The following is a 20,852-nucleotide window of genomic DNA, read 5'->3' as shown; positions in this document are numbered from 1 at the left end:
TCATCCACTCCCGGATACGGTTGCGGTTGTCGGCGCCGGGGGATAGCGGTCAGGCGCAGGCCGACAACGTCTCGTCTCTGAACCGCGATCGGACAAGTTGACGAAAACGTCAACCTACAGAAAGAGAGAAACGTGGGGGCCGATCAGCATCACAGTTGGAATGAGAGCCTCGCGAGCGCGCTCGACTGGTGGCAGGAGGCGGGCGTCGACACGCTCGTCGAGGCGGATCCGCGCGACTGGCTGACCCAGCCGATGGTCGCGCCGGTCTTCGCGCGGGCGCCCTCCCCCGCCGCGCCGGTGGAGCTGGCCCCGGCGATGCCCGCCGACCTCGCCGACTTCATCGCATGGCGCGGCGGCGATGCCGTGCCCGAAGTGGCGTGGCGCGGCGTGTCGATCGCGGCGACCGGCCCGGCGGATGCCGCGGTGATGGTGCTGGTCGATTGCCCCGACAAGGACGACGATGCCGCCGGCATCCTGATGAGCGGCGAGACGGGGCGGCTGTTCGACCGCATGCTCGCCGCGATCGGCCTGTCGCGTGAGACGATCCACCTCGCTTCGGTGTGTGCGAAGCGGCCCGTGGCGGGGCGGATGCCGCGCGAGGTGGAAACGCAACTGGCCGATATCGCCAAGCACCACATCGGCCTCGTCGCGCCGAAACGGCTGCTGCTGATGGGCAATGCGGCGAGCCGTGCGATTTTGGGGGCGGAAATGCCCGGGACGCGCGGGTCTTTACACGCGTTTAACCATAGACGGGGAAAGACAGGCGTGGTCGCCAGCTTTCATCCGCGCTTCCTGATCGAGAAGCCCGCGGCGAAAGCGGAGGCCTGGAAGGACCTGCAATTGCTGATGGGGAATTTGTCCGCATGACCCGTATGCTGGCGTCAGGACTAGCGGCACTGGGGATGGCCGCGATCGTCGCGCTGACCGTGCCGCAGGCCGCTTCGGCCGCCGAGCCCGGCACATCCGCAGGCGGCGACGCCCGGATCACAACCGCCAGCCGCAACGATCGCATTCCCGACCAGCTGGATAGCGCGCAGCGCGAGGGGTATCGCGCAGTGTTCCAGGCGATCCGCGACGGCCGCTGGCAGGATGCGCAGATGGGCCTCGACGCGATGAAGCCGGGTCCGCTTCACGCCATCGCCCGCGCCGAACTATATACCGCCAAGGGATCGCCCAGGGTCGAACTGGAGCCGCTGGTCGCGCTGCTCAACGAAGCGCCCGAGCTGCCCCAAGCCGCCGATCTGGCCCGGCTGGCCAAGGTACGCGGCGCGAGCGAACTCCCGCCGCTGCCCGTCGCGCAACGACTCATCTGGCAGGATGGCGCGCCGCGCCGCGTCCGCGCCAAGACGACCCGCAGCGACGAAATCGCCGCCGAGCTGGCGGTGAAGATGCAGCCCTATATCAAGGGCGACCAGGGCGCCGAGGCGCAGGTGCTGCTCGAATCGACCGCGGGCCTGACGCCCGAGGCACAGACCGAATGGCAGGCGAAGATCGCCTGGATGTATTTCCTGACCGGCGACGACCTGAACACGCGGGCGATGGCGGCGAAGGCCGCGAACGGCGTGGGCGACTGGGCGGTGCAGGGTCGCTGGATGGGGGCGCTGTCGGCGTGGCGGCAGAACGACTGCGCCGCTGCCGGCACCGGCTTCGAAGGCGTTGCCGCGCGTGCGACCGACGTCGATCTGCGTGCCGCCGCGCTCTATTGGGCGTCGCGCGCGGACATGGTGTGCGGACGGCCCGACAAGGTGCAGCCGCGCCTGCAGAATGCCGCGCAATATTCCGAAAGCTTCTACGGCCAGCTGGCGCGACAGGCGCTGCTGATCCGCGACAAGGGCCGGCCGCAGACGCAGGTGGTCGCCGCCGACTGGGCGCGGCTCGACAAGCGGCCCAATCTCCGCGTCGCCGCGGCGCTGACCGAGATCGGCGAGACCGACCTGGCCGACAGCGTCGTGCGCCAGCAGGCGCGGATCGGCGATCCGTCCGAGTTCGGCAGCCTGGTGCGCGTCGCCGAGGCGCTCAGCCTGCCGGCAACCACCGTATGGCTGGCGCATAACTGCCCGCAGGGCGTCGTCGCCGCCGCCGAGGCACGCTATCCGACGCCGAACTGGACGCCGACCAGCGGCTGGCGCGTCGATAAGGCGCTGGTCTACGCCCATACGCTGGAGGAAAGCGGCTTTCGCAACAAGGTCGTCAGCCCCGCCGGCGCCTATGGTCTGATGCAGATCATGCCCGCCGCCGCGACCGATTACATGCGCGAGAGCGGCTATACCGTCGACAAGAGCGCGCTGACCAAGCCGGCGACCAATATGGACATCGGCCAGCGCCATCTGGAGCGGCTGCGCGACATGGCGGGCGTGACGGGCGGGCTGCTGCCGAAGGTGATCGCCGCCTATAATGCGGGCCCGCGCCCGGTGGGCGACTGGAATGCGATCGTCCACGATAATGGCGATCCGCTGCTCTATATCGAGAGCATCCCCTATTGGGAGACGCGCGGTTACGTGACCACCGTGCTGCGCAATTACTGGATGTATGAGGCGCAGGGCGGTCGCAAGGCGTCGGTGAGCCGGTCTGCGCTGGCGCAGGGCATGTGGCCGCGCTTCCCCGGCCTGCCGGGCGCCGCGGCGGTGCGGATGAACGCGCGGCCCGCGACGGCGATCGCGGTGAACGGGCGCGTGTCGCCGCAGTCGACAACGGTGTCGGGGAATTAGGGGCGTCCAAATCCTTCCCCGCAAGGGGGAGGTGGCGCCGCGTTAGCGGTGACGGAGGGGGCGGTAAGCGGTGCGTTCGGTAAGGACGCGTGCCGTGTCCTCCCCCTCCACCATTCGGCTGGCGTCGAACGGCCCCCCTCCCCCTGGCGGGGGAGGACTTGACGGCTGCGCTACCCTTCGGCTGATCGGCGACGACCGTGACCGGGCGTGTGTCGTCGCGATCGGCGGTGGTCCCTGGAAGTTAAGCTCTCCTAAGTCCTCCCCCGCCAGGGGGAGGTGGCGCCGCGTAGCGGTGACGGAGGGGGCGGTACGCGGTGCGCTCGGTTAGGGGGTGCGTTGTTCCCGCCGATCTTTTTGGCTGACGCCGTACGGTTCCCCGGGCGGGGTAAGACTTGCGATGCTTTGGCGGCAGCTATGTCCCGTCATCCCTGCCTAGGCCGGGATCCCGCTTTGGCAGACGGTGTTAGCGGGACCCCGGATCAAGTCCGGGGTGACGGAGAGGCGTGGCCATCAGCGTCCACCACCCGCCGCCGGCAATTCTTCGTCACATCGGCCATCTTGCCCTTGCTCCTGTCTCGGGTATGGTCCGCTTCGGCAAGAGGCGCACGGATGCGCAAGGACTGAGAGGAGCCACGGATGCTGGGCGGCATGCAGGATTTCGAACTCAGGGTATCGACGCTGCTCGATCACGCGGCGCGCGAACATCCCACGCGCGAGATCGTGACGCATTGGGCGGACGGCAGCCAGACGCGGACCGACTGGCAGGGCGTCGCGCGCGATTCGCGGCGGTTGGCGCGGGCGCTGGAACGGCTGGGCATGCGCGCGGGCGACCGGATCGCGACGCTGGCGATGAACCACGCGCACCACCTGATCGCCTGGTACGGCACGATCGGCATGGGCGGCGTCGTCCATACGATCAACCCGCGGCTGTTCGACGACCAGCTGGTCTATATCGCCAACCATGCCGAGGACCGGGTGCTGTTCTACGATCGCGCCTTCCAGCCGATCGTCGATCGTCTGCGCGGGCAATGGCAGACCATCGAACATTATGTGGTCATGGACGGCGACGGTCCGGACAGTTTCGCGGCGCTGATCGCCTCGGAAGACGACGACTATGCCTGGGCGACCGGATCGGAGCGCGATCCGTGCATGCTCTGCTATACCAGCGGGACGACGGGTAACCCCAAGGGCGTACTGTACGAACATCGTTCGACCGTGCTGCATGCGATGCTGGCGTCGTCGCCTGCGGTGCTGGGGTTGTCGTCGGCCGACGTGCTGCTGCCGGTGGTGCCGCTGTTCCATGCCGCCGCCTGGGGCACGCCGTTCGCGGCGCCGATGGCGGGGACGAAGCTGGTCTTCTCCGCGGTCAACGACCCCAAAGTACTGTGCGGGCTGATGAACGAGGAGCGCGTGACGATATCGTCGGGCGTGCCGACGGTGTGGCTGGCGATGTTCGCCTATGCCGATGCGACCGGCGAGACCCCGCGCCATCTGCGCATGGCGACGATCGGCGGGTCCGCCGCGCCGCGCGCGATGATCGCGCGGCTGATGGGCATGGGCGTCGACGTCAAGCATCTGTGGGGCATGACCGAAACCTCGCCCGTCGCGACCGCCGCGGCGCCGCCGCCCGACTGGAACGACTGGCCGGAGGATGCCAAGCTCGACGTGCTGACCAAGCAGGGGCGCATCCCCTATGGCGTCGAACTGGCGGTGATCGACGACGAGGGCCGGCATCTGCCGCGCGACGGGACCAGCGCCGGGCGGCTGCACATCCGCGGGCCGTGGGTGGTGAAACGCTATTATGGTTCGGAGGCGGATGCGATCGACGCGGACGGCTGGTTCGACACCGGCGACGTCGCGGTGCTGCATCCGGACGGCACGATGCAGATCACCGATCGGTCGAAGGACGTGATCAAATCGGGTGGCGAGTGGATCAGCTCGGTCGAGCTGGAAAATGCCGCGGTCGGCTGTCCCGGCGTCGCCGAAGCGGCGGCGATCGGCATCGCGCATCCGAAGTGGGACGAACGCCCGCTGCTGGTCGTGGTTCGCAAACCGGGCAGCGAGGTGAGCGAGCGCGAGATCGTCGAGCATCTGAAGGGCGCGGTGGCGAAATGGTGGCTGCCCGATGCGGTGGTGTTCGTCGACAGCCTGCCGCACACTGCGACGGGGAAGCTGCTGAAGACGGCGCTGCGGGAGCAATTCAAGGATTTCAAGCTGGCGGCGTGAGGGGTTGTTGCTGATCCGCCCCGGCCCCCTTCGTCATCCCGGCGAACGCCGGGATCCATGGATACGATGACGCCGGTCTAGCGCGCATTATCGGCCGCACGTGACCATGGATCCCGGCGTTCGCCGGGATGACGACTTGAGGGGTGGTGGTCTCCTGCCCTCCGTCATTCCCGCGAAGGCGGGAATCCATAACCTCTGACGTCAGCGATGGAACCGCACGGCCAGCCAGTCTGGATTCCCGCCTTCGCGGGAATAAAGGCTTTCTTGGGAGGGGCGCGCCGCGCGGGAATGACGGAGGGGCGCCACACGGAAATGACGATATGTTGCCGGATTGTAGAAACGCCATCCGGGGGCTGACAAATGGCCCACGGTCCCTACAGTCGCCCTCATGGCGATCGGACTGGATAATGCGGGGTTCAGCGACGCGCTGGTGATCCTGGGGGCGGCGGGGCTTGTGATTCCCGCCTTTGCGCGATTTCGGGTGAGCCCCGTCATCGGCTTCATTCTGGTGGGGATGCTGGTCGGGCCGTTCGGGCTGGGACAGCTGACCACGCAGGCGCCGTGGCTCTATTATCTCACCATATCCAACCCGCATTCGATCGAGCCGTTCGCCGAATTCGGCATCATCCTGCTGCTGTTCTCGATTGGGCTGGAGCTGTCGTTCAAGCGGCTGTGGGCGATGCGCGCGCAGGTGTTCGGCACCGGGCCGGCGGAGCTGATCGGGTCGGCGGTGCTGATCGCGATCGCGGTGCATCTGCTGGGGCAGGATTGGGCGGGCGCGGCGGGGCTGGGCCTGGCGCTGGCGCTGTCGTCGACCGCGCTCGTGCTGCCGCTGGTGGGGACGACGGGTCCGGTCGGGCGCGGCGCGTTCGCGATGCTGTTGTTCGAGGATCTGGCGCTGGTCCCGATCATCTTTGCGCTGGGCGCAATGGCGCCGACCGCAAGCGCGGAAGGCTGGGTCGGCATCGCCGGCGTCGCGCTGCGCGGGGCGGCGACGGTGGTGGTGATGTACCTGGGCGGGCGGCTGGTACTGCCGCGATTGTTCGCGCAAGCGGCGCGGACGAAGAGCCCGGAGCTGTTCCTCGCCGCATCGCTGCTGGTCGTCATCGTCGCCAGCGTCGCGACGACCGCGGCGGGGCTGTCGCCGATCGTCGGCGCGCTGCTCGCCGGGCTGCTGATCGCCGAAACCGAATATCACACCGAGGTCGAGGTAATGACCGCGCCGTTCAAGGGGCTGGCGCTCGGCGTGTTCCTGATCACGGTCGGCATGAGCGTGAACCTGCGCGAGGTGCTCGACAATTGGCCGGCGCTGCTGACCGCGGTCTTCGCGGTCGTGGGGGTTAAGGCGGTCGTCACCTTCCTGCTGCTGCGCGTCGCGCAGACTGGGCGCGGGATCGCCGCCGAAACGGGGCTGCTGATGGGCAGCCCGTCGGAGACGACGCTGATCGTGCTGGCGACCGCGGCGCAGGCGCAGCTGATCCTGCCCTCGACAGCCGCTTTCTGGCAGACGGTCACCGCGATCGGCCTGACGATCACGCCCTTGCTCGCCAAGGCCGGGCAGCGGCTGTCGCGCGGCATCGATCGCGCGCCGATCGACGCGGGGCCGATCGACGATGGCGAGGGGCCGGGGACGGTCGTGATCGGCTTCGGGCGCGTCGGGCGGATGGTCGCGGACATGCTGAAGATTCACGGCCAGCGCTATCTCGCGGTGGATGCCGACATCGACAATGTCGCCGATGCGCGGCGGGCGGGGCATCCGGTGCTGTTCGGTGACGTCGCGCGCGCCGAACTGATCGACCGGTTGGACCTCGCCAGCGCGCGCGCGCTCATCCTGACGATGGACGATCCGGTGCTGACCGTGCGGCTGGCGCGGCGGATGCGCGCGCTGGCGCCCGAGCTGCCGATCATCGCCCGCGCCCGCGATCCGCAGCATGCCGCCGAACTGTACCGCGCCGGTGTGACCGACGCGGTGCCCGAGACGCTCGAAAGCTCGCTCCAATTGTCGGAAGCGGTGCTGGTCGATCTGGGCGTCGCGATGGGCCCGGTGATCGCCTCGATCCACGAAAAGCGCGACGAACTGCGCCAGTCGATCAAGGCCGAAGCGGAGATCGACCGCGAACCGCGCATCCGGCGGGTGAAACGGCTGCGGGAGGCGACGGCGCCTCAGGCGTAAAGATCGACCACCTCTACCCCCTCACCCACTGCGTCGAGCAGCAGGGTGCGGTGGCAGTGGGTCGGTTCGCGTTCGTAGCAGAGGAGGGCGCTGGGTTTTTCCTGGGCGAGGTCGAGCATCTGGGCTGCCGCCGCCTGCGCCTCGGGTAACGCGAGCTGGTCGTCGTATACGGCGGTCAGGGTTGCGACGTCGCCCGTCTTGGCGGCGTCGCGGCCGCGCTTTGGGGTGCCGAGCGCCTTCAGGTGAACGTAATCGATGCCGGCCTCTTTCAGACTGGCGGCGAGCGAGGATTTGGAAAAGCCGGGGCGGCGGGATAGCGGCAATGCGCGGACGTCGATGACGCGCTTGACCCCCGCCTTGATGAGCGCGGCGAGGAAGTCGGCCATGGTCGTCGCTTCGTAGCCGATCGTGTAGATGGTCGTCATGGCGGGATAACGCATGGGGCCCCTCGCGCGTTGCCCCCCTGCCCGCTGCCGCCTAGAGGCATTGCGCATGACTCATGACATCCATATCGTCGGCGGCGGGCTCGCCGGATCGGAAGCGGCGTGGCAGCTGGCCGAGGCGGGGTTTCGCGTGCGCCTGTCCGAGATGCGCGGCAGCGGTGAGCGCACGCCGGCGCACCAGACCGACGGGCTTGCCGAACTCGTGTGCTCGAACAGCTTCCGGTCCGACGACGCGGAGGCGAATGCGGTGGGGTTGTTGCATCAGGAGATGCGGCGGCTGGGGTCGCTGATCATGGCCCAGGCCGATGCGCATCGCGTGCCGGCGGGGTCGGCGCTGGCGGTGGATCGCGACGGCTATTCGGACGGGGTGACGCAGGCGCTGGCCAACCATCCCAACGTCACATTGGTGCGCGAGCGGGTCGATGCCTTGCCGGAGGGGCCGGCGATCCTGGCGACCGGGCCGCTGACCGCGGCGTCTCTGGCGCAGGAGATCGGCGGCGCGACGGGAGCGGAGGCGCTGGCGTTCTTCGACGCGCTGGCGCCGATCGTCCATTTCGACACGATCGACATGGATATCGCGTGGAAGGCGTCGCGCTGGGACAAGGGCGAGGCGGATTACATCAACTGCCCGATGGACAAGGAGCAGTATCTGGTCTTCCACGCCGCGCTGCTGGCGGGCGAGAAGACCGAGTTCAAGGAATGGGAGAAGGACACGCCCTATTTCGACGGCTGCATGCCGATCGAGGTGATGGCGGAGCGCGGGATCGATACGCTGCGCTACGGGCCGATGAAGCCGGTGGGCCTCGACAATCCGCGCACCGGGCGCTGGCCGTACGCAGTGGTGCAGCTGCGCCAGGACAATCGGCAGGGCACGTTGTGGAACATCGTCGGCTTCCAGACCAAGCTGAAGCATGCCGAGCAGGTGCGATTGTTCCGGACGATCCCGGGCTTGCAGAATGCCGAGTTCGCGCGGCTGGGCGGCCTGCATCGCAACACCTTCATCCGATCGCCCGAACTGCTGGACGAGACGCTGCGGTTGAAGAACCGGCCGAACCTGCGCTTCGCCGGGCAGATCACGGGGTGCGAGGGCTATATCGAGAGTGCGGCGATCGGCCTGCTCGCCGGGCGGTTCGCCGCGGCCGAACTGCGGGGCGAGACGCTCAGCCCCCCGCCGGTGACGACCGCGCTCGGCGCCCTGCTGGGGCATATCACCGGCGGTGCGGAGGCGGAGACGTATCAGCCGATGAACGTCAATTTCGGGCTGATGCCGCCGATCCCCGGTCGCACGAAGAAGGCGGATCGCAAGCGGATGTACACCGACCGGGCGCGCGCCGCGTTCGAACCGTGGCTCAGCTCTCTTCCGACGGAGCCTGCTGCGGCGGCGGACATTTCGCGCGAGACGGTGCCTTCCGCTTGACGGCGGTGGTGGCGAATTCGGCTGCGGTCATCGCGCCGGAGGCGTCCTTGTCGGCGGCGGTGAATTTGGTCGTCGCCTTGATCGCCCATTCGTCGAAGCTGAGCCGGCCGTCGCCGTTGGTGTCGAGCTTGGCGAAGGCCTTGCGGCGGGCGGCGAGATATTCGTCGCGGGTGATGCGTCCGTCGCGATCCTTGTCGTAGCGGTTGAAGCGTTTCTGTTCGCGCGTGGCGGGCGCGGCTTCCGGAACGGGTGCGTCTTCGGCGTCGGTGGTGGTCTGCGCGGCGGCCTGCTGGACCAGCGGTTGCGCGGGCAGCAGGTCCGGCTGGCCACGATGCCCGGCGATCAGCACCCCTGCCCCGACCGCCGCCGCCAGCGCTCCGCCACCCGCCAGATACCGCCACATCGCCCGCCCTCCCGATTGCAGCGGAAGGCTATCATGCGATGCAGCGCAGGCAATGCCGCTATCGCCCGGTGAAGCGGAAGCGCGCGACGCGCCACGCCTTGGCGAGCGGCGTGCCGCCCTCCAGATCGAGCGATGTGAGCAGTGCGAGCACGCCGACAGATCGCACTAGCGCCGGCCATGTGGCGGTGAAGGCTCGGGAAAGCGTGGCGCGGGCCTGCGCCAACGCGTGATCGGCGAGCGGGGCGACGGTGAGATGGCGAGCGAGATCGGCATAGGCCCAGCCCTGCCCCGCGATCCGCAGAACAGCCGGCTCGGCGCCCAGCAAACGTCCTGCGAGCGCGAATAGCGTGCCCCCGCGCGAATCGGCATGCCGCGCTAGCGCCTGATCATTGAGTGGATCAGTGACGACCAGCTCTTCCCACCCGTCGGTCATCGCAGCGAGCGCCGCGCCGCTCACGCCACGCGGCAGGAGCAGGCGTGCGATGTCCTGGAGCAGGGGTTCGGCCGGCGGCGCCGCGGTGTCGAGCCGCTCCAGCGCATCGTGCCACCAGACGAGCCGCATCTGGCCGACCATCGGTTCGCGGGTCGTCCGGACGATGCCCGCGAGCCGATCGTCGAGGTCGAACAGCGTGCGCAGCGCATCCCGCGCCGCATGCGGGGCGGCGGCGAGCATCAGTTCGCGATCGGGCGGCGGGGCAGCGGAGGGATCGTCCATGGTGGCGGATCGCTGCCCGTCCGGATCGCGACTTGCAAGCCCCGCGACCGCGTCGGGCGGATGGCGCGATAGGGCCGGACCGGACACGGCATTTACGTAATCGTCAGCATTAAGCGCTTAGAATATCAGTCGATTATGGACAGGGCTCGCGCGGCGTGACGATCGATCGGCAACTGACGGATACCAACGGCCAGCCTTCGTTCCTGTCCCGCTTCGCCCGGGCGAAGGGCGGCAATACGCTCGCGATGCTCGCCGCCTTCCTGATCCCAATGTCCGCACTCACCGGATCGGCGGTCGACTTCGGGCGCATGTATCTGGTGAAAGTGCGGTTGCAACAGGCGTGCGATGCGGGTGCGCTGGCCGGTCGCAAGGCGATGGCCGACAGCAGCAGCGGCACGTTGGACCCGGCCGCGGCGGCGACGGCGAAGACGTTCTTCGCCAACAACTTCCCCAGCGGGATCATGGGGACGCCGGCCTATACCAGCGCGACCGTGCCCTTCACGCCGACCAAGACGAGCGACAATCAGGTCGCCGGCACCGCCTCCGTCCGGGTGCCGACGACGGTGATGAAGATGTTCGGCATGCCGGCGCGGACGATGACGGTAAACTGCGAAGCGCGCTTCGACGTCGCCGATTCGGACGTCATGTTCGTGCTCGACACGACCGGGTCGATGGCCTGCACGCCCGCCAACAGCTGCACGAACCAGACCAGCACCTACACCCGTCCCGACGGGACGACCGGTTATTATGCGGTCGAGGCGGATGGATCCAAGATTTCCGGCTTGCGATCGGCGGTGCTCAGCTTCTACGACACGATGACGGCGAATGCGGATACGTCGACGCACGTGCGCTATGGCTTCGTCACCTATACGTCGACGGTCAATGCCGGGTTCGCGCTGCCATCGAGCGCCATCGTCGACAGTTGGACCTATCAGTCGCGACGGATCGTCGGCGAAACCAACAATGGCGATGATACGTCGAGCACCAGCTACAATGTCTCGCAGAGAAACTGCAACAACCGCGCGACGGGACGTTCGCCGCAGAACGTAATTAACCCCGACGGATCAGTCGCGACCTATGTCTTCCGCGCCGACGGCACCGCGGAATATGTCACGTCGAGCTGGTCTAGTTATTCCGGCGGCACCTGCACCGTCACCACCGATCCCAAGATGCCGGTCTGGCAATATCAGCCGGTGTCGTATGACGTCAGCCAATTCAAGCTGGGCAATGCGGTGCCCGATCCCAGCAAGGTCACCGGGCAGACCGCCAAATGGCAGGGGTGCCTGGAGGAGCGCAATACCACCTACGGTGCGTTGAGCTTCGACCAGAGCAACCTGCCGCCCGACCTGGACCCGGACGCCGTCGCGACCAGCGATGCGACGCGCTGGCGGCCGATGTGGCCGGAGGTCGTCTATTATCGCGGTTCGACGTCCAACCCCAATGCCGGCAATACCGCGCGGCCCTATTCGCCGATCTCGCCTTTCGTATACGGCGACGTGTCGACCACGACGACCAACGCCACGGCGACCTGGACGTCGCTCGCCTACACCGCGAACCTGCGGGCGGCCTATGTGTCGTGCGGCAAGCCCGTGCGCCGGCTGGGCGTGATGACCCGCAGCGACGTGTCCGACTACGTCAACGCAGTCGATTTCAAGGCGCAGGGCGGCACCTATCACGACACGGGCATGATCTGGGGCACGCGGCTGCTGTCGCCGACCGGCCTGTTCGCGACCGATACCGCCGCCTGGCCGGGGCGTCAGGCGCCCAATCGGTATATCGTGTTCATGACCGACGGCGACATGGCGCCCAATCCGATGATTTACGGCATGTACGGGCTGCAGGCCTATGACGGCCGGGTCGCGAGCACCGGTACGGATGCCAACGGCCTGGTCCCCTATCACAATGCGCGCTTCCTCGCCGAATGCACCGCGGCCAAGGCGCGCAACATCACCGTATTCGTCATCGGCTTCGGCCAGACGCTGACGCCGCAGCTGACGCAATGCGCCTCGCCCGGCCAGGCGTTCTACGCCAGCGACAATGCGTCGCTGGATGCGGCCTTCCGCCGGATCGCGAACCAGGTGGCGCTGCTGCGGGTGTCGAAATGAGGATCGGCCGCGAGCTGCTGTCGCGGCTGGGTCGCGACCGGCGCGGTGTCACCCTCGTCGAATTCGCAATCATCTTTCCGGTGATGGCGCTGATGATGATGGGCCTCGGCGACATGCTGTACCAGATGTACGTCAAGCAGTTGCTGTACGGTGCGATCCAGAAGGCGGCGCGCGATTCGGGGATTCAGGGTGGCGCGCAGCAGACCGCGACCATCGACGCACGCGTGCTGCAGATGATGACGGGCGTCATGGCGATGCCGATCGCGTCCTGCGCCACCACGCCAATGCCGGGCACCTATTGCTCGACGCGGCTCAGCTACGCGACGTTCGGCGCGGTCGGCCCCGAACCGTTCGAGGATACCAACGGCAACAACCAACGCGATCCGGGCGAATGCTATCGCGACATCAACGGTAACGGCAGCTGGGATGCGGAGCCGGGCACGACCGGCCAGGGCGGCGCGAACGACGTGACGCTGTATCGCATGCGCATCACCTATCCGCGGATCTTTCCGGTCGCCCCGCTGATCGGGGCCTCGCCCTATCAGACGGTGACTGCCGAGACGCTGCTGAAGAACCAGCCTTATGCGACGCAGGCGGCACCGACGGTGAATCGTCTATGCAATTGACACCCCGGCCCAAGGCCCTGTGGCGGCGGCTGGCGCGCAACCGCCGCGGCGTCGCGATGATCGAATTCGCCTTCGCCGGGCCGGTCGTGCTGGCGCTCGGCCTGTATGGCGCGGAGATGGGCAATCAGGCGCTGACGCATATGCGGATCAGCCAGATCACGCTCGCCCTCGCCGACAATGCCTCGCGCATGGGGCAGATGGGGGCGAACAACATCGAACAGATGCGCGACGGCGACATGAACGACGTGCTGCAGGCGGCTCGATTGCAGGGTGCGCCGCTGAAGCTCGGGACGTACGGCCGGGTCACGATCTCCAGCCTGGAATATATCCAGCAGAGCTATGACAGCGCGCGCGTGCAGCGCATTCACTGGCAGCGATGCATGGGAATGAAGCGCGGTGCAGGCTACGAGTCGAGCTATGGCACGACGTCGGCGACTGCCGGATCGACCGCGACGTCGTCGGACGCCGGCACCTTGGCCCCCAACGGCATGGGCGATCCCGGCCGTATGGTCAGCGCGCCCGCCGACACGGGCGTGATCTTCGTCGAGGTGAATTACCAGTATCAGCCGCTGGTCAGTGCGTGGCTCGCGAAGCCGTTCCGCATGCATTACGTCGCGTCGATGATCGTCCGCAACAATCGCGACTTCCGGCAGATCTACAATCCGCTCAATTCGGCGGCGCCGTCGACCTGCGACCTGTTCGCGGCGTAAGCGGTCGAAGGGGACGGCAGCGCCGCCCCCTTCCCGTCCGTATCAGACGATCTTCTTGACGGTCGCCACAATCTTCGCGGCGTCGATCAGCGCCTTCTTTTCGAGGTTCGCGGCATAAGGCAGCGGCACGTCCTCGTTGGTGACGCGCAGCACCGGCGCGTCGAGGTCGTCGAAGCCCTGTTCCATTACCACCGCGGCGATCTCGCTGGCGATCGAGCAGGTCGGCCAGCCTTCCTCGACCACGACGAGGCGATTGGTCTTGGCGAGGCTATTCAGCACCGTCTTGGTGTCGAGCGGCCGCAGCGTGCGCAAGTCGATGACCTCCGCCTCTACGCCGTCCTTGGCCAGCGTTTCGGCGGCTTCGAGCGCGAGGCCGACGCCGATCGAATAGCTGACGAGCGTGACGTGCTTGCCTTCGCGCATGATCCGCGCCTTGCCGATCGGCAGGACATGATCGTCGAGCTTGGGCACGTCGAACGAGCGGCCGTACATCAGCTCGTTTTCGAGGAAGACGACGGGGTCTTCGCTACGGATCGCGGCCTTCAGCAGGCCCTTGGCGTCGGCCGCGTCATAGGGCGCGATGACGATCAGGCCGGGGACGCTGGCATACCAAGGACCGTAGTTCTGGCTGTGCTGCGCGCCGACGCGGCTCGCCGCACCGTTGGGGCCGCGGAACACGATCGGGCAGCGCATCTGGCCGCCGGACATGTAGTTGGTCTTGGCGGCCGAATTGATGATGTGGTCGATCGCCTGCATGGCGAAGTTGAACGTCATGAATTCGATGATCGGACGCAGGCCGCCCATCGCCGCACCGGTGCCGACGCCGGCAAAGCCATATTCGGTGATCGGCGTGTCGATGACGCGCTTGTCGCCGAATTCGTCGAGCAGGCCCTGCGTCACCTTATAGGCGCCCTGGTACTGCGCGACTTCTTCGCCCATCACGAACACGCGCTCGTCGCGACGCATTTCCTCGGCCATCGCGTCGCGCAGCGCTTCGCGGACGGTGGTCTTCACCATCTCGGTGCCTTCGGGGATCGCCGGGTCCTGCTTGCCCTCGTTCTCGGCCGCTTCGAACATCTGGCGCGTGCCCGTCTCGACCTTTTCCTGCGCCGGGTGCGCGGAATCTTCGACCTTATCGGCGGGCTTCTCGTCCGCCTTGGGGCTGTCGCTCTTCGTCGTGGCGACCGAATCGGCGCTCTCGCCGTCTTCGAGCAGCATGGCGATGACTTCGCCGACCTTCACGTTATCGGTGCCCTCGGCGACGACAATCTTGCCGATCGTGCCTTCGTCGACGGCCTCGAATTCCATCGTCGCCTTGTCGGTTTCGATCTCGGCCATGATGTCGCCGGACTTGACCTGATCGCCTTCCTTCACGAGCCACTTGGCAAGCGTGCCCTCCTCCATGGTGGGGGACAGCGCGGGCATCTTAATCTCGATCGCCATCTCAGTACGTCTCCACCAGCACGTCGGTATACAGCTCGGCCTCTTCGGGCTCGGGCGTGCTTTCGGCGAAATCGGCGGCTTCGTTCACGATCTTGCGGATATCCTGTTCGAGCGTCTTGAGATCGGCCTCGGTCACACCGTGGCCCTCAAGCAGCTTCTTGACGTGGTCGATGGGGTCGGACTTGTCGCGAACGCCCTGCACTTCCTCGCGGCTGCGATACTTGGCGGGGTCGGACATCGAGTGGCCGCGGTAGCGATAGGTCTTCATCTCGAGGATGACGGGCCCCTTGCCCGCGCGCACCCAGGCGAGCGCTTCCTCCGCGGCGCCACGGCAGGCGAGCACGTCCATGCCATCGACCTGGATGCCAGGGATGCGGAAGCTTTCACCGCGGCGATAGAGCTGGTCTTCCGACGAAGCGCGGTTGACGCTGGTGCCCATGGCGTATTGGTTGTTCTCGATCACGAAGATGATCGGGAGCTTCCACAGCTCCGCCATGTTGAAGCTTTCGTAGACCTGGCCCTGGTTGGCCGCGCCGTCACCGAAATAGGCGAGGCAGACGCCGCCGTCGTTGCTGTACTTGTGGCCGAAGGCGAGGCCGGTGCCGAGCGACACCTGCGCGCCGACGATGCCGTGGCCGCCGTAGAACTTATGTTCGGTCGAGAACATGTGCATCGAGCCGCCCTTGCCGCGGCTGATGCCGGCCGCACGGCCGGTCAGTTCGGCCATGATCACCTTGGGATCGATGCCATAGGCGAGCATGTGACCGTGGTCGCGATAGCCGGTGATCACCGAATCCTTGTCGCCGTCCAGCGCCGACTGTAGGCCGACCGCGACCGCTTCCTGGCCGATGTACAGGTGGCAGAAGCCGCCGATGAAGCCCAAGCCATAGAGCTGGCCCGCCTTTTCCTCGAACCGGCGGATCAGCAGCATCTGCTTGTAGAAGTCGAGCAGTTGCTCCTTCGTCGCCTCGAACGGCTTGGGATCGGCGGGACGCTCGCGATTGCTGAGCGGTACGGCGGGAGGAGCAGGCGATTTGGCCACGTATTACCTCAACGGTCCTGGGGATGTGACCGAGCCTATAGGCCGGGTTCACGGGGAACATCAATTCCCTGGGGTAAGATGGCTGTGACGTAGCGTTTCTGGTGGGGTTCAGTCCTCCCTCGCTTCAGCGGGGGAGGGGGACCGCGGCCGCAAGGCCGTGGTGGAGGGGGCGCGCCCGCATACGGGAAGCTGGCCGCCCCCTCCCCCTCCGTCACCGCTTCGCGGCGCCACCTCCCCCTAGCGGGGGAGGACTTTGCTCTGCCAGCAAAAGCGCAACTATGTTGCCCTTCCCCTCGGCCCACGCCAAAGCTCGTCCGACATGAGCACGCGCCCCGTCCATCCGTTCCGCATCGCCAACTTCCGCGCCTATTGGCTGTCGCGGTTCAGCGGGACGATCGCCGTATCTGCGATGTCGATCGTCATCGGCTGGCAGGTCTACAATCTGGCGCGTGTGACGATGGACGTGCGGCAGGCGGCGTTCATGCTGGGCATGATCGGCTTTGCGCAGTTCGTGCCGCTGTTCCTGCTGACCCCGGTCACGGGCCTGGTCGCCGACAGCGTCGACCGACGCTGGATCGTGCGGAGCACCACCGCGCTGCTGGTCGCTACGGCGGGGATGCTGTGGTTTCTGACCTGGTCGGGGCGCCTGACGCTGATCGCGCTGTTCGCCGCGGCCGTGGCGTTCGGCGTGGCGCGGGCATTTTCGGGCCCCGCCTATTCGGCGCTCGCGCCCAATCTGGTGCCGCGCGAGAGCCTGCCGACCGCGATCGCAGTCAGCTCGATCGCGTGGCAGGTGGGCACGATCGCCGGTCCCAGCGTCGGCGGGCTGCTCTACGCCATCCACCCCGAGGTCGCCTATGGCGTCGCCACCGCGCTGTTCGCGGTCGCGCTGACCTTCATGTTCCTGATCGGCCCTGTGCCGCAGCCGCCGTCGCAGCCCGACCACCGGCCGCTGGCGCGAATCGCCGAGGGCTTTTCCTACGTCCGCCGCAACCGGCTGGTGCAGGCGGCGATCACGCTCGACCTGTTCGCGGTGCTGCTCGCCGGTGCGACCTCGCTGCTGCCTGTCTATGCGCGCGACATCCTGCATGTCGGGTCGCAGGGCCTGGGCGTGCTGGCTGCGGGCATGGGGATCGGCGCGGCGACTACCGCGATCTGGTTCTCGTTCAAGCCGATGACCACCAATGTCGGCGTCAAGATGCTCGCCGCGGTCGTCGTGTTCGGCCTGTCCATCCTGACCTTCGGCATCGCAAGCCACGTCACCGGCGCGCTCGGCCTGGCGACGCGGACGGTTCAGCTCGGCAGCGTCGCGGTGTTCGTCCATCCGGCGTTCCTGCTCAGCCTCGTCGCGCTGATCGTCGCGGGCGGCGCGGACATGGTGTCGGTGTACGTCCGCCAGTCGCTGATCCAGCTCCACACCCCCGATGCGATGCGTGGGCGGGTGAGCGCGGTGTCGCAGCTGACCATTTCGGCGTCCAACGAGCTGGGCGAATTCGAGAGCGGGGTGATGGCCTCGCTGCTCGGCCCGGTGGGCGCGGTCGTGTTCGGCGGGCTGGGCGCGATCGGTGTGACCTTGCTGTGGGCGCGGCTGTTTCCGGAACTCGGCGCCGCGCGAACCTTTGACCCGCCAGAAATCCTGCAAACCGAACCTAGCCACGGAGACGCCAAGCCATGAAGGCCAACACCATCCTGGAAACGATCGGCAACACGCCGCACATCCGCGTGTCGAAGCTGTTCCCCGATTCGGAGGTCTGGATCAAATCGGAACGGTCGAACCCCGGCGGATCGATCAAGGACCGGATCGCGCTCGCCATGGTCGAGGCGGCGGAGGCGAACGGCGACCTGAAGCCCGGCGGCACGATCATCGAACCGACCAGCGGCAATACTGGCGTCGGCCTCGCCATGGTCGCGGCGGTGAAGGGCTATAAGCTGATCCTCGTCATGCCCGAATCGATGTCGCTGGAGCGGCGGCGGCTGATGCTCGCCTATGGCGCGACCTTCGACCTTACCCCGCGCGAAAAGGGCATGAAGGGCGCGATCGAGCGCGCGATCGAGCTGGTCCATGCGACGCCGGGTGCGTGGATGCCGCAGCAGTTCGAAAACGGGGCGAACGTCGATGTCCATGTCCGCACGACGGCGCAGGAAATCCTGAACGACTTCCGCGATTCGCCGATCGACGTCATCATCACCGGCGTCGGCACCGGCGGCCATATCACGGGCGTTGCCGAGACGCTGAAGAAGGCATGGCCGAACCTGAAGGTCTTCGCGGTCGAGCCAGCGGCCTCGCCGGTGATCGCGGGCGGCCAGCCCGGGCCGCACCCGATCCAGGGGATCGGGGCGGGCTTCATCCCGCGCAACTTGCATACCCAGGCGCTGGACGGGGTGATCGAGGTGGATGCCGCGGTCGCCAAGGACATGGCGCGACGCTCGGCGCGCGAAGAGGGCATTCTCGTCGGTATTTCGTCGGGCGCGACGCTGGCGGCGATCCTGCAGAAGCTGCCGGACCTGCCGGACAATGCGCGCGTGCTCGGGTTCAATTACGACACGGGCGAGCGTTATCTGTCGGTGCCGGACTTCCTGCCGGAGCAGTGAGGCACATCTAACCCATTTCCGTCATTCCCGTGCAGGTGGGAATCCAGACTGGCTGAGCTCCCAGCTTGATTCGCAACGGTAGCGTGTCTGGATCCCCGCCTTCGCGGGGATGACGAGGATGGGGCGAGTGGACGCCGGATTGCTTCCGGCCCCAAGGCGAAGCACACGCAGCCGTAATGACTTCGGCGAATCACGGCGGCGCGGCCCCCTACCCCCTTTGGCTGCGCCCCGTGCTGGCCGTCACCGCCTTGTTGGCGATCGGCGTGCCGGCGTGGGTAGTGGCGCACCCGCCGGCGATCCCAAAAGCGCATAAGGCGGTCCGGCTTCCCCCGCGCCACGTCGTACCCGCCGCCGAAGTGCCGGACGTCGAGCCGGTCGCGTTCGTCGACCTGTCGGCCGAGGATGCCAAGGCGTACAATGACGCCATCCCCTTCTCTACCTTGCCTAATCCGGCGGCGCGGCCGTTCCGCTTCGCCGGGGGCGCGGAGGATCGGGCGCGGGCGCTCGACTGCATGGCGGCAGGGGTGCTGTACGAGGCGGGCGACGATGCCGAAGGCGAGCGCGCGGTCGCGCAGGTGGTGCTCAACCGGCTGCGGCATCCGGCGTTTCCGAAGACGATCTGTGGGGTAATCTTCGAAGGGCAGGAGCGCAGCACGGGCTGCCAGTTCAGCTTCGCGTGCGACCATGCGCTCAGCCGCTGGACCCCGACCGCGGACCAATGGCGACGCGCACGCGGCGTGGCGGACGCAGCCTTGTCGGGCGCGGTCTATCGACCGGTCGGCTATGCGACGCATTACCATACCGACTGGGTCGTCCCCTATTGGCAGACGAGCCTGGACAAGGTGGTCGCGGTGCACAGCCATCTGTTTTTCCGCTGGACGGGCTGGTGGGGCACGCCGCCCGCGTTCAACCGACAGGTGAGCTCCGCGGAGCCCGTGATCGCCCAGCTCGCCCCCGTGTCCGATGCGCATAAGACCGGCGCGGCGCTCGCCGAGGCGGATACCGCGCTGCTCGATGCGGCGGAGGCGTTGGGGATGCTGGGCGACGATGGTGCGGCCGCGACGGTCGCAGCGACGGCGCCGGTGGCGGACGGGACGAACGAGACGATCCTCGCGACGCTGCCCAAGGGCGTGATGCCGGACCTGTATCCCGCGGTGGCGATGAAGGCCTGCGGCGAGCGCAAGACCTGCCGTTTTTCGGGCTGGACCGAAGCCGCCGCCACGCCCGCCGCGACGCCGCTGACGACCGAGCAAGTGGCGGCAATGGCGTTCAGTTACTGGCGCGATCGGGATGCGGGGATCGAACGACCGTTGTGGAATTGTACGCTCACCAAACGCGCGGACCGGCGGCAGTGTATGAAGCAGCAGGTGTTGCTGAGCGCCGTGCCGGTGGCTGCGGCGACGGCGGTGCCCGCGGCTGTTCCGGTGGCGAAGGGGCCGGAGGATTTGGGCGGCGTGCGGCGTAAGGGTGATGCCGTGTCGGGCGGCCGGTAGGCATCCGCAAACGCGCCGTCACCCCGGACTTGGTCCGGGGTCCACCGGGCCGCCGGGGGGTCGACTAGAGCCTCTTGCCGTTCCCCCAGCCGCGGAGTGGACCCCGGAACAAGTCCGGGGTGACGGGGGATGTGGGACGGCGGCAGTGCATGAAGCATCAGGCGTTGCTGGGCGCGGTGCGGGTGGCCGCGGCGAAGGCGGTGTCCTCGCCGGTGCCAGCAGCGAAGGGGCCGGAAGATTTGGGCGGCGTGCGGCCTAAGGGTAAGGCAGCGGGCGCGATAGGGGGCCGCAAACCCCACCGTCACCCCCGACTTGGTCCGGGGTTCACCGGGCCGCCGGGGGTCGACTAGAGCATCTTACCATCCCCCAGCCGCGGAGTGGACCCCGGAACGAGTCCGGGGTCACGGGTGAAGTGGGGCGAGGTTCGCGCGCCTCTAGCATTGACCCTCACTTATGCCCGCGGATCGCCTTTATCAGAGCGGGTTTGTCCATCGTCGATCGGCCTTCGATGCCGATCTCGCGCGCTTCCTTCAGCAGGTCTGCCTTGGTGCGATCTTCGAGGTGCGTCGCCTTGTGGTCGAGCGATCCGTTCGCCTTGGCGTTGGCGATGCGCGCGGCCTTTTCCTTCGAATTGCCCTGTTTGCGCAGCTCTTCGTACAGGCCGTCGTCCTTGATCTGTGCGCCGTGATCCTTCGCCATCGTCCGACTCCACTCCCGAAAGCGCCACAACGAGCAGGCAGGGGAAACGGTTCGATC

At 67.4% G+C, this 20,852-nt stretch carries 17 protein-coding genes; 11 read left to right on the top strand and 6 right to left on the bottom strand.

All coding sequences use genetic code 11. The features are described 5' to 3' along the window. The first annotated feature begins 132 nt into the window (after positions 1 to 132). The 4 genes from GGR47_RS19155 (at position 133) to GGR47_RS11940 (ending at position 7,107) form a co-directional block, all read left to right on the top strand. Entirely contained in the window at positions 133 to 867 is a 735-nt protein-coding gene (locus GGR47_RS19155) for a uracil-DNA glycosylase (RefSeq protein WP_147036782.1), read from the top strand. A 35-nt stretch (positions 868 to 902) separates the two neighbouring features. Beyond that, on the top strand, positions 903 to 2,708 hold the full coding sequence (locus GGR47_RS11950) for a lytic transglycosylase domain-containing protein (RefSeq protein ID WP_147036792.1): 1,806 nt from the start codon (positions 903 to 905) through the stop codon (positions 2,706 to 2,708). A 636-nt stretch (positions 2,709 to 3,344) separates the two neighbouring features. Further along, positions 3,345 to 4,934, top strand: a complete 1,590-nt coding sequence (locus GGR47_RS11945; RefSeq protein WP_147036783.1) for a long-chain fatty acid--CoA ligase — start codon at positions 3,345 to 3,347, stop codon at positions 4,932 to 4,934. A 388-nt stretch (positions 4,935 to 5,322) separates the two neighbouring features. Beyond that, positions 5,323 to 7,107, top strand: a complete 1,785-nt coding sequence (locus tag GGR47_RS11940; RefSeq protein WP_147036784.1) for a cation:proton antiporter domain-containing protein — start codon at positions 5,323 to 5,325, stop codon at positions 7,105 to 7,107. Here GGR47_RS11940 and GGR47_RS11935 read toward each other — a convergent pair. Then, positions 7,098 to 7,532 (bottom strand): DUF488 domain-containing protein, encoded by a 435-nt coding sequence (locus tag GGR47_RS11935; protein ID WP_147036793.1) that lies wholly within the window; start codon positions 7,530 to 7,532, stop codon positions 7,098 to 7,100. The genes GGR47_RS11940 and GGR47_RS11935 overlap by 10 nt on opposite strands. A gap of 67 nt (positions 7,533 to 7,599) precedes the next feature. On the opposite strand from GGR47_RS11935, the gene trmFO reads away from it, so the two are divergent. Then, positions 7,600 to 8,967, top strand: coding sequence for a methylenetetrahydrofolate--tRNA-(uracil(54)-C(5))-methyltransferase (FADH(2)-oxidizing) TrmFO (gene trmFO / locus GGR47_RS11930; protein WP_147036785.1), 1,368 nt, complete (start codon positions 7,600 to 7,602; stop codon positions 8,965 to 8,967). Here trmFO and GGR47_RS11925 read toward each other — a convergent pair. Together GGR47_RS11925 and GGR47_RS11920 are read right to left on the bottom strand one after the other, a co-directional pair. After that, positions 8,900 to 9,370: an EF-hand domain-containing protein gene (locus tag GGR47_RS11925; protein WP_147036786.1), complete on the bottom strand. Its 471-nt coding sequence runs from the start codon at positions 9,368 to 9,370 to the stop codon at positions 8,900 to 8,902. The two genes, trmFO and GGR47_RS11925, sit on opposite strands and share 68 nt — an antisense overlap. Before the next feature lie 58 nt (positions 9,371 to 9,428). Further along, entirely contained in the window at positions 9,429 to 10,085 is a 657-nt protein-coding gene (locus GGR47_RS11920) for a squalene/phytoene synthase family protein (protein WP_147036787.1), read from the bottom strand. Positions 10,086 to 10,240: 155 nt separating this feature from the next. Between GGR47_RS11920 and GGR47_RS11915 the strand changes: the two genes are divergently transcribed. Genes GGR47_RS11915 through GGR47_RS11905 form a run of 3 tightly spaced genes read left to right on the top strand, consistent with a single transcriptional unit; the run spans position 10,241 to position 13,526 of the window. Then, complete coding sequence (locus GGR47_RS11915) at positions 10,241 to 12,190, top strand: TadE/TadG family type IV pilus assembly protein (protein ID WP_147036788.1); 1,950 nt, start codon at positions 10,241 to 10,243, stop codon at positions 12,188 to 12,190. Further along, positions 12,187 to 12,816 carry a TadE/TadG family type IV pilus assembly protein gene (locus tag GGR47_RS11910; RefSeq protein ID WP_147036789.1) on the top strand — a complete coding sequence of 210 codons (630 nt, stop codon included), beginning with the start codon at positions 12,187 to 12,189 and terminating at the stop codon, positions 12,814 to 12,816. The genes GGR47_RS11915 and GGR47_RS11910 overlap by 4 nt, the downstream gene beginning before the upstream one ends. Then, entirely contained in the window at positions 12,807 to 13,526 is a 720-nt protein-coding gene (locus GGR47_RS11905; protein ID WP_147036790.1) for a TadE/TadG family type IV pilus assembly protein, read from the top strand. Before GGR47_RS11910 ends, GGR47_RS11905 begins: the two co-directional genes overlap by 10 nt. 42 nt (positions 13,527 to 13,568) lie before the next feature. On the opposite strand, the gene GGR47_RS11900 is transcribed toward GGR47_RS11905, so the two are convergent. Together GGR47_RS11900 and pdhA are read right to left on the bottom strand one after the other, a co-directional pair. Continuing rightward, positions 13,569 to 14,969, bottom strand: coding sequence for a pyruvate dehydrogenase complex E1 component subunit beta (locus GGR47_RS11900; RefSeq protein ID WP_147036791.1), 1,401 nt, complete (start codon positions 14,967 to 14,969; stop codon positions 13,569 to 13,571). A 1-nt stretch (position 14,970) separates the two neighbouring features. Then, positions 14,971 to 16,011 carry a pyruvate dehydrogenase (acetyl-transferring) E1 component subunit alpha gene (gene pdhA / locus GGR47_RS11895; protein ID WP_017978905.1) on the bottom strand — a complete coding sequence of 347 codons (1,041 nt, stop codon included), beginning with the start codon at positions 16,009 to 16,011 and terminating at the stop codon, positions 14,971 to 14,973. Between the two features lie 319 nt (positions 16,012 to 16,330). Between pdhA and GGR47_RS11890 the strand changes: the two genes are divergently transcribed. From GGR47_RS11890 to GGR47_RS11880, 3 genes are all read left to right on the top strand, one after another. Further along, the gene (locus GGR47_RS11890) at positions 16,331 to 17,686 is read left to right on the top strand and encodes an MFS transporter (protein WP_147036769.1); all 1,356 of its coding nucleotides are present in this window, start codon (positions 16,331 to 16,333) and stop codon (positions 17,684 to 17,686) included. Next, positions 17,683 to 18,603 (top strand): cysteine synthase A, encoded by a 921-nt coding sequence (gene cysK / locus GGR47_RS11885; RefSeq protein ID WP_147036768.1) that lies wholly within the window; start codon positions 17,683 to 17,685, stop codon positions 18,601 to 18,603. Before GGR47_RS11890 ends, cysK begins: the two co-directional genes overlap by 4 nt. Positions 18,604 to 18,779: 176 nt before the next feature. Beyond that, on the top strand, positions 18,780 to 20,096 hold the full coding sequence (locus GGR47_RS11880) for a cell wall hydrolase (protein WP_147036767.1): 1,317 nt from the start codon (positions 18,780 to 18,782) through the stop codon (positions 20,094 to 20,096). Between the two features lie 447 nt (positions 20,097 to 20,543). On the opposite strand, the gene GGR47_RS11875 is transcribed toward GGR47_RS11880, so the two are convergent. Beyond that, complete coding sequence (locus GGR47_RS11875) at positions 20,544 to 20,795, bottom strand: DUF7218 family protein (RefSeq protein ID WP_147036766.1); 252 nt, start codon at positions 20,793 to 20,795, stop codon at positions 20,544 to 20,546. Positions 20,796 to 20,852: the final 57 nt, after the last annotated feature.

Source organism: Sphingomonas aquatilis (genome assembly GCF_014196115.1).
Lineage (GTDB): Bacteria > Pseudomonadota > Alphaproteobacteria > Sphingomonadales > Sphingomonadaceae > Sphingomonas > Sphingomonas aquatilis.
Note: the sequence above shows the minus strand (reverse complement) of the source record. Positions and strands in the feature narration are given on the sequence as shown.

What these genes read in the sequence shown, in the direction of transcription:
- GGR47_RS11905 (WP_147036790.1), top strand. Translation starts at nt 12,807, where the DNA reads ATGCAATTGACACCCCGGCCCAAGGCCCTGTGGCGGCGGCTGGCGCGC.
- GGR47_RS11880 (WP_147036767.1), top strand. Translation starts at nt 18,780, where the DNA reads ATGACTTCGGCGAATCACGGCGGCGCGGCCCCCTACCCCCTTTGGCTG.
- GGR47_RS11875 (WP_147036766.1), bottom strand. Translation starts at nt 20,795, where the DNA reads ATGGCGAAGGATCACGGCGCACAGATCAAGGACGACGGCCTGTACGAA.
- trmFO (WP_147036785.1), top strand. Translation starts at nt 7,600, where the DNA reads ATGACTCATGACATCCATATCGTCGGCGGCGGGCTCGCCGGATCGGAA.
- GGR47_RS11945 (WP_147036783.1), top strand. Translation starts at nt 3,345, where the DNA reads ATGCTGGGCGGCATGCAGGATTTCGAACTCAGGGTATCGACGCTGCTC.
- cysK (WP_147036768.1), top strand. Translation starts at nt 17,683, where the DNA reads ATGAAGGCCAACACCATCCTGGAAACGATCGGCAACACGCCGCACATC.
- GGR47_RS11935 (WP_147036793.1), bottom strand. Translation starts at nt 7,532, where the DNA reads ATGACGACCATCTACACGATCGGCTACGAAGCGACGACCATGGCCGAC.
- GGR47_RS11920 (WP_147036787.1), bottom strand. Translation starts at nt 10,085, where the DNA reads ATGGACGATCCCTCCGCTGCCCCGCCGCCCGATCGCGAACTGATGCTC.
- GGR47_RS11950 (WP_147036792.1), top strand. Translation starts at nt 903, where the DNA reads ATGGCCGCGATCGTCGCGCTGACCGTGCCGCAGGCCGCTTCGGCCGCC.
- GGR47_RS11910 (WP_147036789.1), top strand. Translation starts at nt 12,187, where the DNA reads ATGAGGATCGGCCGCGAGCTGCTGTCGCGGCTGGGTCGCGACCGGCGC.
- GGR47_RS11900 (WP_147036791.1), bottom strand. Translation starts at nt 14,969, where the DNA reads ATGGCGATCGAGATTAAGATGCCCGCGCTGTCCCCCACCATGGAGGAG.
- GGR47_RS11925 (WP_147036786.1), bottom strand. Translation starts at nt 9,370, where the DNA reads ATGTGGCGGTATCTGGCGGGTGGCGGAGCGCTGGCGGCGGCGGTCGGG.
- GGR47_RS11940 (WP_147036784.1), top strand. Translation starts at nt 5,323, where the DNA reads ATGGCGATCGGACTGGATAATGCGGGGTTCAGCGACGCGCTGGTGATC.
- GGR47_RS11890 (WP_147036769.1), top strand. Translation starts at nt 16,331, where the DNA reads ATGAGCACGCGCCCCGTCCATCCGTTCCGCATCGCCAACTTCCGCGCC.